The 12,621-nt window shown below is 62.4% G+C and carries 11 protein-coding genes; 5 read left to right on the plus strand and 6 right to left on the minus strand.

All coding sequences use genetic code 11. The features are described 5' to 3' along the window. Window positions 1-435 (plus strand): L-asparaginase family protein (locus CUC44_RS17570; RefSeq protein ID WP_482746745.1); only part of this gene is annotated, 435 nt, incomplete at its 5' end. Between the two features lie 249 nt (window positions 436-684). Here CUC44_RS17570 and CUC44_RS17580 read toward each other — a convergent pair. Further along, window positions 685-963, minus strand: coding sequence for a YeaC family protein (locus tag CUC44_RS17580; RefSeq protein ID WP_100861169.1), 279 nt, complete (start codon window positions 961-963; stop codon window positions 685-687). Between the two features lie 36 nt (window positions 964-999). Then, complete coding sequence (locus CUC44_RS17585) at window positions 1,000-2,433, minus strand: glyceraldehyde-3-phosphate dehydrogenase (RefSeq protein ID WP_100861170.1); 1,434 nt, start codon at window positions 2,431-2,433, stop codon at window positions 1,000-1,002. 210 nt (window positions 2,434-2,643) lie between these two features. Between CUC44_RS17585 and CUC44_RS17590 the strand changes: the two genes are divergently transcribed. Beyond that, complete coding sequence (locus CUC44_RS17590) at window positions 2,644-3,447, plus strand: DUF2989 domain-containing protein (RefSeq protein ID WP_100861171.1); 804 nt, start codon at window positions 2,644-2,646, stop codon at window positions 3,445-3,447. After that, window positions 3,444-4,001: an NUDIX domain-containing protein gene (locus tag CUC44_RS17595; RefSeq protein WP_100861172.1), complete on the plus strand. Its 558-nt coding sequence runs from the start codon at window positions 3,444-3,446 to the stop codon at window positions 3,999-4,001. Before CUC44_RS17590 ends, CUC44_RS17595 begins: the two co-directional genes overlap by 4 nt. 56 nt (window positions 4,002-4,057) lie before the next feature. Here the strand turns inward: CUC44_RS17595 and sppA are convergent, their stop codons facing one another. Next, window positions 4,058-5,902 (minus strand): signal peptide peptidase SppA, encoded by a 1,845-nt coding sequence (gene sppA, locus CUC44_RS17600; protein WP_100861173.1) that lies wholly within the window; start codon window positions 5,900-5,902, stop codon window positions 4,058-4,060. Window positions 5,903-6,221: 319 nt separating this feature from the next. Here sppA and CUC44_RS17605 point away from each other — a divergent pair, with 319 nt between their 5' ends. Together CUC44_RS17605 and CUC44_RS17610 are read left to right on the plus strand one after the other, a co-directional pair. Next, window positions 6,222-8,249, plus strand: a complete 2,028-nt coding sequence (locus tag CUC44_RS17605) for an oxidoreductase (protein ID WP_100861174.1) — start codon at window positions 6,222-6,224, stop codon at window positions 8,247-8,249. A gap of 154 nt (window positions 8,250-8,403) precedes the next feature. Beyond that, window positions 8,404-8,952: an NAD(P)H nitroreductase gene (locus CUC44_RS17610; RefSeq protein WP_100861175.1), complete on the plus strand. Its 549-nt coding sequence runs from the start codon at window positions 8,404-8,406 to the stop codon at window positions 8,950-8,952. 412 nt (window positions 8,953-9,364) lie between these two features. Here the strand turns inward: CUC44_RS17610 and CUC44_RS17615 are convergent, their stop codons facing one another. The 3 genes from CUC44_RS17615 to CUC44_RS17625 form a co-directional block, all read right to left on the minus strand. Then, window positions 9,365-9,928 (minus strand): sugar O-acetyltransferase, encoded by a 564-nt coding sequence (locus CUC44_RS17615; protein WP_100861176.1) that lies wholly within the window; start codon window positions 9,926-9,928, stop codon window positions 9,365-9,367. A gap of 206 nt (window positions 9,929-10,134) precedes the next feature. Beyond that, window positions 10,135-11,013, minus strand: coding sequence for a 50S ribosomal protein L11 methyltransferase (gene prmA / locus CUC44_RS17620; protein WP_033132409.1), 879 nt, complete (start codon window positions 11,011-11,013; stop codon window positions 10,135-10,137). A gap of 501 nt (window positions 11,014-11,514) precedes the next feature. Next, complete coding sequence (locus CUC44_RS17625) at window positions 11,515-12,525, minus strand: zinc-binding alcohol dehydrogenase family protein (RefSeq protein ID WP_100861177.1); 1,011 nt, start codon at window positions 12,523-12,525, stop codon at window positions 11,515-11,517. Window positions 12,526-12,621: the final 96 nt, after the last annotated feature.

The raw sequence follows: 12,621 nt of genomic DNA on the forward strand, positions 1-12,621 counted from the left end.
GAGCTGGGCGTGCCGTCCGCGCGGCCCCTGGTGCTGCACGACATCACCCCCCAACCCATCGGGGTGGTGACCCTCTACCCCGGCATCTCGAGCGATGTGATCGCCAACATCCTGCAGCAGCCGGTACGGGCGCTGATCCTGCTCTCCTTCGGGGTGGGCAATGCGCCGCAGAATCCGGCCATGCTGGCGCTCTTGTCCGAAGCCTCGGCCCGGGGCGTCATCATAGTCAACTTGAGCCAGTGTCTGCACGGCAGGGTCAACATGGGGGGCTATGCCACCGGCAATGCGCTCTCCCGCGCCGGAGTCATCTCGGGCTTCGACATGACCGCCGAGGCGGCCCTGACCAAGCTGCACTTCCTGCTGAGCCAGGACCTGCCGGCCCCGCGCATCCGCGAGCTGATGCAGCAATCTCTGCGCGGCGAGCTTACTCCCTGAGGAGTGCCCTCGCCCTCTCCCAGGGGGAGAGGGGATAGAGCGAGTGGCTGTTGGTAGCCAGGTTCGTCATGGCGATCGCTGTACAGCTTGCCCACGCACTCTGCGCAGGCCGCCGATCTGCTCCCTTCTCCCCTCGCGGGAGAAGGGATGGGGATGAGGGGGATATCCTCACCTTGCAGAAAAAGAGAGGAAAAAAGAGGGGAGCCGTGATGGCTCCCCTCTTTGCTATGGCGTATCTGGCGGCAAGGCTCAGTGACTGATCTCGATGCGAACTATCTCTTCCTCGTCTCGATACTGACGCTTGAGCTCGCTCTTGCTCTTCATCACGATTTCGCCATCCGCGCCTATGTTCATGTGCTCGGGGTTTTCAAGGTGCATCGCCTGCCAGGCCATCACGGCCTGCAACGAGGTGGCCTTCTGCTCCTCGGTGAGGGGCTGGCCGTCCGGCCACTTGCCGAGCTCGACCGCGGTCTTGAGCCGCTCGTACACTTCCTTGGGCATCTGCCCTATGACTTGCTGAAATGACATCCGGCCTCTCCTTGAAAACGTTGAGCCATGAGGGGATCAGGCGGGCAGATCCTGGCGGACTACGCCAGCCATCTGCTCCATCACCCGCACTACCTGACAACTGTACCCGAACTCGTTGTCATACCATATGTACAGCACGCAGTGATCTTCCTCGGCTATGGTGGCCTGGGAGTCCACGATCCCGGCGAAGCGGGAACCCACCATGTCGGAGGAGACCAGCTCAGTGCTGGCGCTGAAATCAATTTGACGGTGCAGAGCCGAGCTCAGGGCCATCTGCTGCAGATAGGCGTTGAGGCTATCCCGGTCGGTGGCCTGCTCCAGCGACAGATTGATGATGGCGAGCGACACATTGGGGGTCGGCACCCGGATGGCGTTGCCGGTCAGCTTGCCCTTGAGTTCGGGCAGTGCCTTGGCCACCGCCTTGGCAGCCCCCGTACTGGTCATCACCATGTTGAGGGCCGCGCTGCGACCGCGTCGCTCCCCCTTGTGATAGTTGTCGATCAGGTTCTGATCGTTGGTGTAGGAGTGTACCGTCTCCACGTGGCCGTGGCGGATGCCGTACTTGTCCTGCATCACCTTGAGCACAGGGGTGATGGCGTTGGTGGTGCAGGAGGCGGCGGAGATGATCTTGTCATCCGGCCCAATCACCTCGTGGTTGACCCCGAACACCACGTTCTTCATCTCCCCCTTGCCGGGGGCGGTCAGCAGCACCCGGGCGGCGCCACGCGCCTTGAGGTGCTCGGACAGACCCGCCTCGTCGCGCCAGACGCCTGTGTTGTCGACGATCAGCGCGTTATGGATGCCATAGGCCGTGTAGTCGATGTCCGCCGGGCTGTTGGCGTAGATCACCTGGATGAAGGTGCCGTTGGCTATGATGGCGCTGCGTTCCAGATCCACCTCGATGGAGCCGTTGAAGGGGCCGTGCACCGAGTCGCGGCGCAGCAGGCTGGCGCGCTTCTCCAGATCCCCCTCGCGCCCGCCACGCACCACGATGGCGCGCAGGCGAAGCGAGTTGGCGGCGCCGGTGCGCTCGATGAGCAGGCGGGCCAGCAGGCGGCCGATACGGCCAAAACCGTACAACACAACGTCGGTGGGGGCCGGCACAGCGCCCTGGCTCAGGGCCGGTGCCAGCTTGGCACGCAGGTAGTCCTCGATGCCGGACTCATCCTCATGATCCTGCCAGTAGCCGACGGTCAGCTTGCCGAGATCCACTTCGGCGGCGACCGGGTTCAGGGCAAGGATGGCTTGAAGCAGGGGGAAGCTTTGCTGGATGGGCAGCACATTGCCCTGGTGGCGGCGAACGACCCGATGGGCCTTGAGGATGTCGATGGTGGAGGCGTTTTGCAGGGGGCGTCCAAAGATGGTGATCTCGATCCCTTGCTGACGGTAGAGGCGACCGATCAAGGGTTGCATGGCTTCGGCGAGCTCCTGGCTCTCCTGCCACGCCTGCAAGTAGTGCTCGTGGGTCATTAACCAGATCCTTTATTTCACGTTGTTGAAGCAAATTGCCGGGGCAAAATGAAATTCGTCGAATGCAGATCAGTGTAGGGCTGATGGTTTCGTTATATTATTCTGCAGTCGCGGCCTTATATGGCGCGCGCATTGTAATGGATATGTAGCTTGTTTGCTAGTTGGCGGTGGCCAAGGCGGGCAGCGATTGTTACCAATCTGATGGGAACCATGACCACTTCTCCACTGCGCCCGCACCTGCTCGCCCTCTCCTGTGTCCTGACGCTGACGGCCTGCGAAGACGACAGACTCCACAACATCTGCGGCAATCATCCCGGTCTCTGCGTGGATCTGGTGGACGACGGCTGGTGCCGCCATGAGCGCAGCGACGTGATCCGGGCGCGCTACTACTTGCAGGAAGAGGGGACGGATCGGCGCAAGTACGAGCTGATGCGTGGCCTAGAGCGTTACCTGCAGTGCGCCGAGCACTCCACCAACATCGAATACAAACGGGCAAGAGAGCAGAAGACCCCCAGGGTGGAGGGCATGCTGGCCGCCGGTGACCAGCTGGCGTTGCTCGATGAGCAGACAAGTGCCTCTCAGGATCCCCATCTGCTGCTCTGGCACTGGACCAACAATCGCAACCCGGCGGCACGGGCCAGTTTCCTGGCCCTGGAAGGGAGCCCGGCCCTCGAGGAGCCAGAGTTGCAACTGGCGCTGGGAGGCATCTATGCCAAACAGGATCCTCGCAAGGCCATCACCCTGATGCACCACGCCCTCTCCCTCTACCGGGAAGGGGATGAGGTCAACAACCGGATCCTGACCTCCTTGAGCACCCTCTACATGAGTCAGCGGGAATTTGGCCTGGCCTATCAGTGGGGCAAGGTGAGCGAGTCATTCCAGGATGGCCCTGGACTCTCTACCACGCGGATGGGGATCTACCACCAGATCGGCAAGCGGGAGCAGGACGCCTGGGATAAGGGGGCGGCCACCATAGTCCAGCAGCTCAAACAGGGGGTCTATCGTCCACTATGAAACCCGTTGAATTACCCGAGACCGCCTGGAGCGATCCCTTCGACATCCGCCTGCTCCATGGCCAGACCAGGGGGGATGGGCGCGTGCTCGAGCGCACCACCGTCAGGGCCGTGGTGCTGCGCGGCGACGAGTTGCTGATGGTGCACTCCCGGGTCAATGGCGATCTCATGTTCCCGGGCGGCGGCATAGAGGCGGGGGAGTGTCACGGCACCGCGCTGGCCCGCGAGCTGCGGGAGGAGTGCGGCGCCGAGTTGCTGGCCGTGGATGCCCTGCTCGGCGAGACCCGGGAGTTTCGCGCCGCCCGGGAGGCACACTACGATGCCTACTGCATCCACTCCTACTACTATCTCTGCCGTCTCGGGGACGCCTGGAGCGAGCCGCGGCCCCAACCCTACGAGGTGCGCCTCGGTTTCACCCCAGGCTGGTTCGCCCTGGACGAGGCACTGCAAACCAACAAGACCCAGCTGGCGGGCCCCTGTCCCCAGTGGACGGTGCGCGAGACCCGGGTGCTGGCCGAGCTGCAGCACTGGCTCGATGCCGGCCTGTTGACCTGAGCCTCACCCCCAATAAAAAAACCGCCAGATGGCGGTTTTTTTATTATTGACCCCGGTTAAGGGACACAGACAGGGCAGAAGGCATAGGTGCCTTGCGGGTCGTTGAAGCGCACCAGGGGATCCAGTCCCTTGTTCATCTCGACCAGCGCCTTGCCAAAGCCTGCGGGCAGCCAGCTCTGCACATGGGGAGCCAGGGCGCGGGCGCTGCTGTCGAACAGCTCGCGCAGGAACTTGTCCCGTGCGGACTCTTCCTGCTCTATGGGGGTCACCTGCCAGCTCTTGAGGTTGGCGAGATCGGCGGCGGCCTTGAGGGCGTCGTCCAGGTTGCCAAACTCGTCCACCAGCCCCAGATCCTTGGCGTCCTGACCGGTCCAGACCCGGCCTTCTGCGGCTTTTTCCGCCTCTTCCGGGCTCAGGCCACGGCCCTTGCCCACCAGACCGACGAAGCGCTGATACGTGTCTTCCACCCCAAGCTGGATGGCCTGGCCGACGTGCTCCGGCAGGGCCCGGGTCAGGCCGACCCCGACGAAGTCGGTGGTGCCGACGCCGTCGGTATGCACCCCGTATTGGGAGAGCGCCTTGTCGATGGTGGCGAACATGCCGAACACCCCTATGGAGCCGGTGAGGGTGGTGGGGGAGGCGAAGATCTTGTCCGCATCGGCGGAGATCCAGTAGCCACCGGAGGCGGCGTAGCTGCCCATGGAGATGACCACGGGCTTGCCGGCCTGTTTCAGGGCCAGCAGTTCGGCGCGGATCTGCTCGGCGGCGAAGGCGCTGCCGCCCGGGCTGTCTACCCGCAGCACCAGGGCTTTCACCTGATCGTCGCGGCGGGCATCGGCCAGCAGGTCGGCGAGGCTGTCGCCCCCTATGGTACCGGCAGGCTGAACCCCGTCCATGATGGCGCCGCTGGCGACGATGAGACCCACCTCATCCTTGCCGCTCTGGGGATACTGCTCAGGAATGGCGGCCAGATACTCTTTCAGCCCCACCCCTTTCCAGCCGTGATCCTCGGCTTCTCCCACTTCCTTGATGACCGCCTGGGTCATCTCGTCGCGGGTGGCGAGCTGATCCACCAGGCCATTGTCGAGGGCGTAGTTGGCGGCGTTGCCACCGGCCTTGCGCAGCAGCTCGAGGAAGCGATCCTTGTTCGGGGCGACAGCATCGGGTTCGATTTCCCGCTCGGCAGCCACATCATTTACGTAGGAGAGCCACAGCTGATCCAGCCAGCGCTGGTTCGCTTCCTTGCTCTCGGGGGACATCTCGTCCCGGGTGTAGGGCTCGACAAAGGACTTGTAGGTGCCGACCTTGAACACGTGGGGGGTGACGTTGAGCTTCTCCAGCGCCGACTTGAAGTAGGTCTGGTAGACACCGAGGCCCTCGATCAGCACGGCGCCGCTCTGGTTGAGCAGCACGTGATCGGCGTGGGCGGCCAGCAGGTAGGGGCCCTGGTTGTAGTAATCCGCCATGGCGATGACCGGCTTGCCGCTCTCCTTGAACCCGTCGATGGCGTCGGCCACCTCCTGCAGTTTGGAGAGGTTGGCGCCCTGCAGCCCCTGGGGCTTGATCACCAGCGCCTTGATACGATCGTCATCCTTGGCACTCTGGATGGCCCACAGCAGGTCCGACAGCACTATCTCGCTCGGCTGATCGTCGCTGCTGTCCACCTGTTTGAGCAGCTGCATGGTCGGATCGGTTTGGGTGCGCTGTTCCACCAGTACGCCGGAGAGATTGAGGGTGAGGGCCCCTTCGATGGGGGTGCCTGGCGCCTCTTTCTGGCTGAAGGCAAAGACGATGGCCAGCACGACGATGAGAAACAGCAGATTGACCAGCATGAGCCGGGTGAAATTGAGCAGGCGCCAGAGGCTGCGGAACAGCCATCCCAGACCTTTGAAAATAGACATAGCCGCGTTATCGCCCTGTTAAGAGGTAGAGAAGGGCCATTATTAACCAGTTGGCCTGCCAATTGCCATTTCCGCTTGGGGGCTATCTTGCCCCTCATCTTCAGAACACGGCTGTTCGCTGAAAAAATGTCCAAACATTTGTTTGAAAAAGGAATTTCGATTCTTTACTCTAGCTCCAATTTGATAACAAAAAATTAACTGGAGGCACCGTGAGCCGCTACCCAACGCTTCTGACCCCCCTCGGCATTGGCTTTACCCAACGTCGAAACAGAGTCCTGCGTATGGATTCCTGCGCGCCTGCCTCGACAAGGAGTTCATGATGAGCCGCTACCCAACCCTGCTGACCCCTCTCGATCTCGGCTTTACTCAGCTCAAGAATCGAGTCCTGATGGGCTCCATGCACACTGGCCTGGAAGAGGAGAAGGGCGGCTTTGACAAGCTGGCCGCCTTCTATGCCGAGCGGGCCCGTGGCGGTGTCGGCCTCATCGTCACCGGCGGTATAGCGCCGAACCTGAGGGGACGGCTGGTGCCTCACGGCTCACAGCTGAGCTTCCCCTGGCAGGTCGCCAAGCACAAGAAGGTGACCAGTGCCGTGCATCAGGAAGGGGGCAAGATAGCGCTGCAGATCCTGCACGCTGGCCGTTACGCCTACCATCCGTTCAGCCTGGCACCTAGCTCCCTCAAGGCCCCCATCTCGCCGTTCAAACCCAGGGCCATGAGCGAGCGCCAGATCCGCGGCACCATCCGCGATTTCGGCGCCACCGCCGCCCTGGCCAAGGCCGCCGGTTATGACGGGGTCGAGGTGATGGGCTCGGAAGGCTATCTCATCAACCAGTTCATCTGCGAGCGCACCAACCAGCGCACCGATGGCTGGGGTGGCAGTGCCGACAACCGCATGCGCTTCCCGCTGGAGATAGTGCGCGCCATCCGCGAGCGGGTCGGCACCGATTTCATCATCATCTTCCGCCTCTCCATGCTGGATCTGGTGGAGAAGGGATCTTCGCTGGAGGAGGTCATCGCCCTTGGCAAGGCGCTGGAGCAGGCAGGGGTGACCCTGATCAACACCGGCATCGGCTGGCACGAGGCGCGCATCCCCACCATAGCCACCAGCGTGCCGCGGGGTGCCTTCAGCTGGGTCACCGCCGAGCTGAAGAAACATCTGAGTGTGCCGCTTATCACCACCAACCGCATCAATACGCCGGAGGTGGCCGAGCGCATCCTGGCCACGGGGGAGGCGGACATGGTCTCCATGGCGCGCCCCTTCCTCGCCGATCCCGAGTTCGTCATCAAGGCGGCCGAAGACAGGGCGGACGAGATCAACACCTGCATCGCCTGCAACCAGGCGTGTCTGGATCACGTGTTCAAGCAAAAACGCGCCTCCTGCCTGGTCAACCCGAGGGCCTGCTTCGAGACCGAGCTGCTCTTTGGCCGGGTACCCCAGCCCAAGAAGCTGGCGGTGGTGGGGGCGGGCCCGGCCGGGCTCGCGTTCGCCTGCTACGCCGCCGAGCGCGGTCATCAGGTGAGCCTGTTCGATCAGGCGCCGACCATAGGCGGCCAGTTCAACTTCGCCAAGCAGATCCCGGGCAAGGAGGAGTTTCACGAGACCCTACGCTACTTCGCCAAGCGGCTGGAGAAGTGCGGTGTCGAGCTCTACCTCGGTCAGCGCCAGAGCGCCGAGAGTCTGCTCGGCGGCGGCTTCGACGAGGTGATCCTGGCCACCGGCATCCGGCCGCGGACCCCCAATATTCCCGGCATCGAGAATCCCAAGGTGCTGAACTACCTCGATGTGCTGCGCGACCACAAGCCGGTGGGCCAGAAGGTGGCGGTGATCGGCGCCGGTGGCATCGGCTTCGACGTGGCCGAATACCTGGTGGACAAGAAGGTAGAAGGGGACGCCGATCACCACAGGGATCACTGGCTCAAGGAGTGGGGCATCGACAAGCAGCTCAGCGAGCGCGGCGGCCTGATGCACCCTGAGATAGATGCCCCCGAGCGCCAGATCTGGCTGCTGCAGCGAAAAGAGAGCAAGGTGGGGGATGGCCTGGGCAAGACCACCGGCTGGATCCATCGCACCGTGCTCAAGAACCGCAAGGTGCAGATGCTCAGCGGCGTGCAGTACCTGCGCATCGACGACGAGGGTCTGCACATCATGGTGGGGGAGACCCAGCAGTGCCTGCCGGTGGATCAGGTGATCATCTGCGCCGGGCAAGAGCCCCTGCGGGAGTTGCAGGCGGGTCTGCAGGCAGCGGGCAAGCCGGTGCACATCATAGGCGGCGCCGACGTGGCCGCCGAGCTTGACGCGAAACGGGCCATCCGCCAGGGGGCAGAGCTGGCTGCTATTATCTGACCGAAAATGCAATAGTTATAGTGTAAAACCTCTGCTAGTCAGGGGTTTATACTGCTTGTTCCCGAGCGGTCGGGCGCCTTTTCGCCACCTCCTGGCTGTGCTAGGGTAGCGCCATCACAGTCCCCGCTTTCTTGCCTGACACACGGAGTCGCCTATGGATGCCCTCAACCTGTTACTGAACCGTCACTCCTGTGGCCGCCTGACCACGCCGGCCCCGACTGGCGAGGTGCTCGACAACATCCTCAAGGCGGGCCTGCGGGCGCCGGATCACGGCACCCTGACCCCCTGGCAGTTCATCCTGTTTGAAGGGGAGGGACGGGAGCGACTGGGCAGCCTGCTGGCCGAGGCGGCCCGCGCCCGTGGCGAGGACGAGGAGAGCATAGAGAAGAGCCGCGCCGCCCCGCTGCGCGCGCCCCTGCTGGTGGCGGTGGCGACTCGCTATCAGGATCACCCCAAGGTACCCAAGCTGGAGCAGGAGCTCTCCGCCGGCTGCGCCCTGATGGCGATGCAGATGGCCGCCCAGGCCCAGGGCTTCAATGGCATCTGGCGTTCCGGCTGGTTCATCTTCGATGAGCAGATCAAGGCCGGGCTGGGACTGGCCGAGGGGGATCAGCTGGTGGGCTTCCTCTATCTCGGCACCCCCATGCTGGAGGCGCGCAAGCTGCGGGAACTGCCCATCGATGAGTTCATTCGTCACTTCTAAGGCGTGATTTTTTAAAGTGAAAGCCCTGATTTATCAGGGCTTTTCTTCTTTGGTGATAGTCTCATCAAGCTGTACTGATAAATGCGGACTTGCCAAGGGGGGCACAGGGGTTGGCCGGGAATTTTTTGAATAGTGAGAGGCTGTTCTCAATCCTGGTCGATTACGCTACGTAAAACGTTTGCGCCCCGTTATTATCCCTTTGCCAGTTTAGAAGGTGACCCCTTCTAATTTTCTGCGATGAGAGTCGCAATTCCGTAGCACCTTTTTACAGCCCAACGTCTACATGACATTGGGCTTCATTTTTATATGGGCATGGCACAGACGTCGGTATCTGATGGCATCAAGCCCTGGTCCTCACCACAGCTCTGCCTCCGGCCACCGGATCGGCTGACGCCCCGGAAGCCATGAGCGCTCAGAGGCTCGGCGTTTTGGCCTTGGCTGGCAGGATCCTGGCCGGATTGCCTACCACCCGGGCGCCGGCCGGCACGTCTTTGGTCACCACAGATCCCGCGCCTACGATGGCTTCCCGCCCTATGGTGATACCGGGCAAGAGGATGGCGCCGCCCCCTATCCAGACCCTGTCCTCGATGGTGACCGGCAGCGCCGTCTCCACCCCGTCGATGCGCGCCTCGGCGTCCAGGGCGTGGGCGGCGGTATAGATCTGCACGTTCGGCCCTATCATGACGTTGGCCCCGATACGCACCGGGGCGTTATCCAAGATGGTGGCCCCCATGTTGATGTAGGAGCCTTTGCCCAGGCTGATATGGCGGCCATAGGTGCAGTAGAAGGGCGGGCAGATGAAGGCTCCCTCCGCCAGCTCCCCCACCAGCGCTTGCAGCAGGATCTGCTGTTCCTCCTCCTCGTCAGCCTTGTTGAAACGGCGATAGAGGCGGGCCGTCTCCCGGCGTATCAGATCCAGCTCGGGGGCCATGCAGTCATAAGGCTGGCTGGCGATCATCTTCTGGTAGTCACTCATGGCTCATCTCTTGTTGTTGTGTCGCTGCGGCTGGCGGCATTGGCCAGCCCGGGTGCAGAGATCGCCATCTTACGCTGTTCGTCAGCAAAGAAGAGTGAGCCTGGGCGCAGGGCTGTCATTTCCTGGTGTTGTCTGAGAGGAAGGCCGCGAGGCGCAGAAACAACAAGGGCACCCGAAGGTGCCCTTTTGTGTGCGGTCGTGCGTCATTAGCCATGCTTGCGGCCCGACAGGCGGCACCACTCTTCTTTTACCGCGGTCGGGTCCATGTCGAACCACTGGCCGTAGATGGTCTCGAGCTCAGGGGCCTGGCTCTCCAGCACGCCGGACAGGGCCATCAGGCTGCCTGGCTTGCCATGACCTGCGATAAGCGGCGCGAGCTCGCGCAGCGGGCCGGCCAGGATATTGGCCACCACCACGTCTGCTTCCACCCCTTGCGGCTGATCCGCCGGCAGGTAGAGCTCAATCTGACCGGCGACGCCGTTGCGCTCGGCATTGTCATGGCTAGCCTGGATGGCCTGGGGATCGATGTCGATGCCGATGACCCGGGCGGCGCCGAGTTTGAGGGCGGCGATGCCGAGGATGCCGGAGCCGCAACCAAAATCGACCACGGTTTTACCGGCCAGATCCAGTCCATCCAGCCACTGCAGGCAGAGTGCCGTGGTGGGGTGGGTACCGGTGCCGAACGCCAGGCCTGGATCCAGCATGACGTTGACCGCATCGGGGTTCGGCACATCGCGCCAGCTCGGGCAGATCCAGAGCCGCTCGCCGAACTGCATGGGGTGGAAGTGATCCATCCATTCCCGCACCCAGTCCTTGTCTTCCAGTTGCTCGACCTTGTAGCCGACGTCTTCGCCGAAGATCTGCTGGAAGAAGGCGATGGTGGGCGCCGGATCGGTTTCGGCGTCAAACAGACCCATTACCTCGGTCTCGCCCCAGAGCGGGGTCTCCCCCGGCAGCGGCTCGTAAACGGGCACATCCTGGGCATCCATAAAGGTCACCGCCTGGGCTCCACGCCCCAGCAGCATGTTGCTCACCTTGTCCGCGGTCTTGGCGGTGGCGTTGATTCGAATTTGTATCCAGGGCATGGGGTCGACTCTTCATAAATGTGAAACCGCGGGATTCTATCATCATGGGCCTGTGCTGTCGTGGTTTGCCCATGGTACAGGCCGGAGGAAGGTGATTCTGCCAAGTTGGCACGGTTCATGTATTCCTCCTTGGGTGACGGGAAGCAACTTGTTCCCGCTGAATGCTTTGCTCTATGAAAGTTCCGTCATCTTTTTCAGCCACCTTAGGGTGGCTTTTTTTTATTGGCTGAAAATGGTGGGGAAAAGTCGAGATCTGGTGGGGAAATGGCGACTTGGCACGCAAGCTGCAAAGGTTAGTGTGTCCTGCATAAGGATATGTGTGTGATTGTTACCCCCAACGTTCAGGTTTTTAGGGCCATCCCAACGGGATGGCCTCTTTTTTATCTGTTCTTCACGGTCAGAGGGTCTAAGGCTTGTCTGGCCGCCTTCGGCCCTGTGCACTCTTGGGGCTTGGCACTGGTGAATTCACCCCATGATGGTGCAGCTTTTACCCATAAGGGATTAGAAGCCGCTCATGTCGATGACCAGCTTGCCCACCATGCGCCCTGCTTCTACCTCGGCGTGGGCACTCGCCAGGCTGGCGGCGGTCAGGCTGGGTACCGTCTTGGTCAGGGTGGTCTTGAGCACACCTTTGTCCACCAGGGCCGCGACCCGACCCAGCAACTGGTGCTGGCCGATCATGTCCGGGGTCTGGAACAGGGAGCGGGTGAACATGAACTCCTGGCTGAAGGTGACGCTCTTGGGTTTGAGCAGACCGAGATCCCAGGGCTCGCTCGACTCGGCGATGGTGCAGATGTGACCGAAGGGGCGGATGAGGCTCGCCATGGCGGCCCAGTGCTGCTCGGTGGCATTGGTGCAGAAGATGGCGTCGAGCTGACTGATGCCAAGGGTGGCGAGCTCGGCCTGCAGGTTGTGATGACTCACCACCTGATGGGCCCCCATGGCCAGGCACCACTCCCTTGTCTCTGGCCGTGAGGCGGTGGCGATCACTTCCATGTTGGTGAGCTGGCGGGCGAGCTGGATGGCGATGGAGCCCACGCCGCCCGCGCCGCCGATGATCAGCAACCTGCCTTCACTCTCGCGACTGAGGCCGATGCGATCGAACAGGGCCTCCCAGGCGGTGATGGCGGTGAGGGGCAGGGCGGCGGCCTCCACGTCGCTCAGGCTGGTCGGTGCCAGGGCGGCGATGCGCTCGTCCACCAGTTGCTGGGCGCTGTTGCTGCCGGGACGGCTGATGTCGCCGGCGTACCAGACGCGGTCACCGCGCTTGAACAGGGTCACCTCGCTGCCCACGGCAAGCACATCCCCCACCGCATCCCAGCCCAGCACCCGCGGCGTCGCTTCCACCTTGGCCTTGGGGGAGCGCACCTTGGTGTCCACCGGGTTGATGGAGGTGGCGTTGACCCGTACCAGCAGATCCCGCGGGCCCGGGGTCGGGGTGGGCAGAGTGGCCTCGATAAAGCAGTGGGGGTGATCACTTGGCAGGTAATGGGTCAGGGCGATGGCTTTCATGGCAATTCCTTTCAAATCGGTATGAGTGGGATTGCCAAGCAGTCTAGCCAAGTAGATTATCCTCATTAAGATGGGTAATTAAGAAAGACTGTTTGA

The sequence above is a fragment of the Aeromonas lusitana genome (assembly GCF_002812985.1).
Lineage (GTDB): Bacteria > Pseudomonadota > Gammaproteobacteria > Enterobacterales > Aeromonadaceae > Aeromonas > Aeromonas lusitana.

What these genes read in the sequence shown, in the direction of transcription:
- CUC44_RS17615 (WP_100861176.1), bottom strand. Translation starts at nt 9,928, where the DNA reads ATGAGTGACTACCAGAAGATGATCGCCAGCCAGCCTTATGACTGCATG.
- CUC44_RS17625 (WP_100861177.1), bottom strand. Translation starts at nt 12,525, where the DNA reads ATGAAAGCCATCGCCCTGACCCATTACCTGCCAAGTGATCACCCCCAC.
- sppA (WP_100861173.1), bottom strand. Translation starts at nt 5,902, where the DNA reads ATGTCTATTTTCAAAGGTCTGGGATGGCTGTTCCGCAGCCTCTGGCGC.
- CUC44_RS17595 (WP_100861172.1), top strand. Translation starts at nt 3,444, where the DNA reads ATGAAACCCGTTGAATTACCCGAGACCGCCTGGAGCGATCCCTTCGAC.
- CUC44_RS17585 (WP_100861170.1), bottom strand. Translation starts at nt 2,433, where the DNA reads ATGACCCACGAGCACTACTTGCAGGCGTGGCAGGAGAGCCAGGAGCTC.
- CUC44_RS17610 (WP_100861175.1), top strand. Translation starts at nt 8,404, where the DNA reads ATGGATGCCCTCAACCTGTTACTGAACCGTCACTCCTGTGGCCGCCTG.
- CUC44_RS17580 (WP_100861169.1), bottom strand. Translation starts at nt 963, where the DNA reads ATGTCATTTCAGCAAGTCATAGGGCAGATGCCCAAGGAAGTGTACGAG.
- CUC44_RS17605 (WP_100861174.1), top strand. Translation starts at nt 6,222, where the DNA reads ATGAGCCGCTACCCAACCCTGCTGACCCCTCTCGATCTCGGCTTTACT.
- prmA (WP_033132409.1), bottom strand. Translation starts at nt 11,013, where the DNA reads ATGCCCTGGATACAAATTCGAATCAACGCCACCGCCAAGACCGCGGAC.
- CUC44_RS17590 (WP_100861171.1), top strand. Translation starts at nt 2,644, where the DNA reads ATGACCACTTCTCCACTGCGCCCGCACCTGCTCGCCCTCTCCTGTGTC.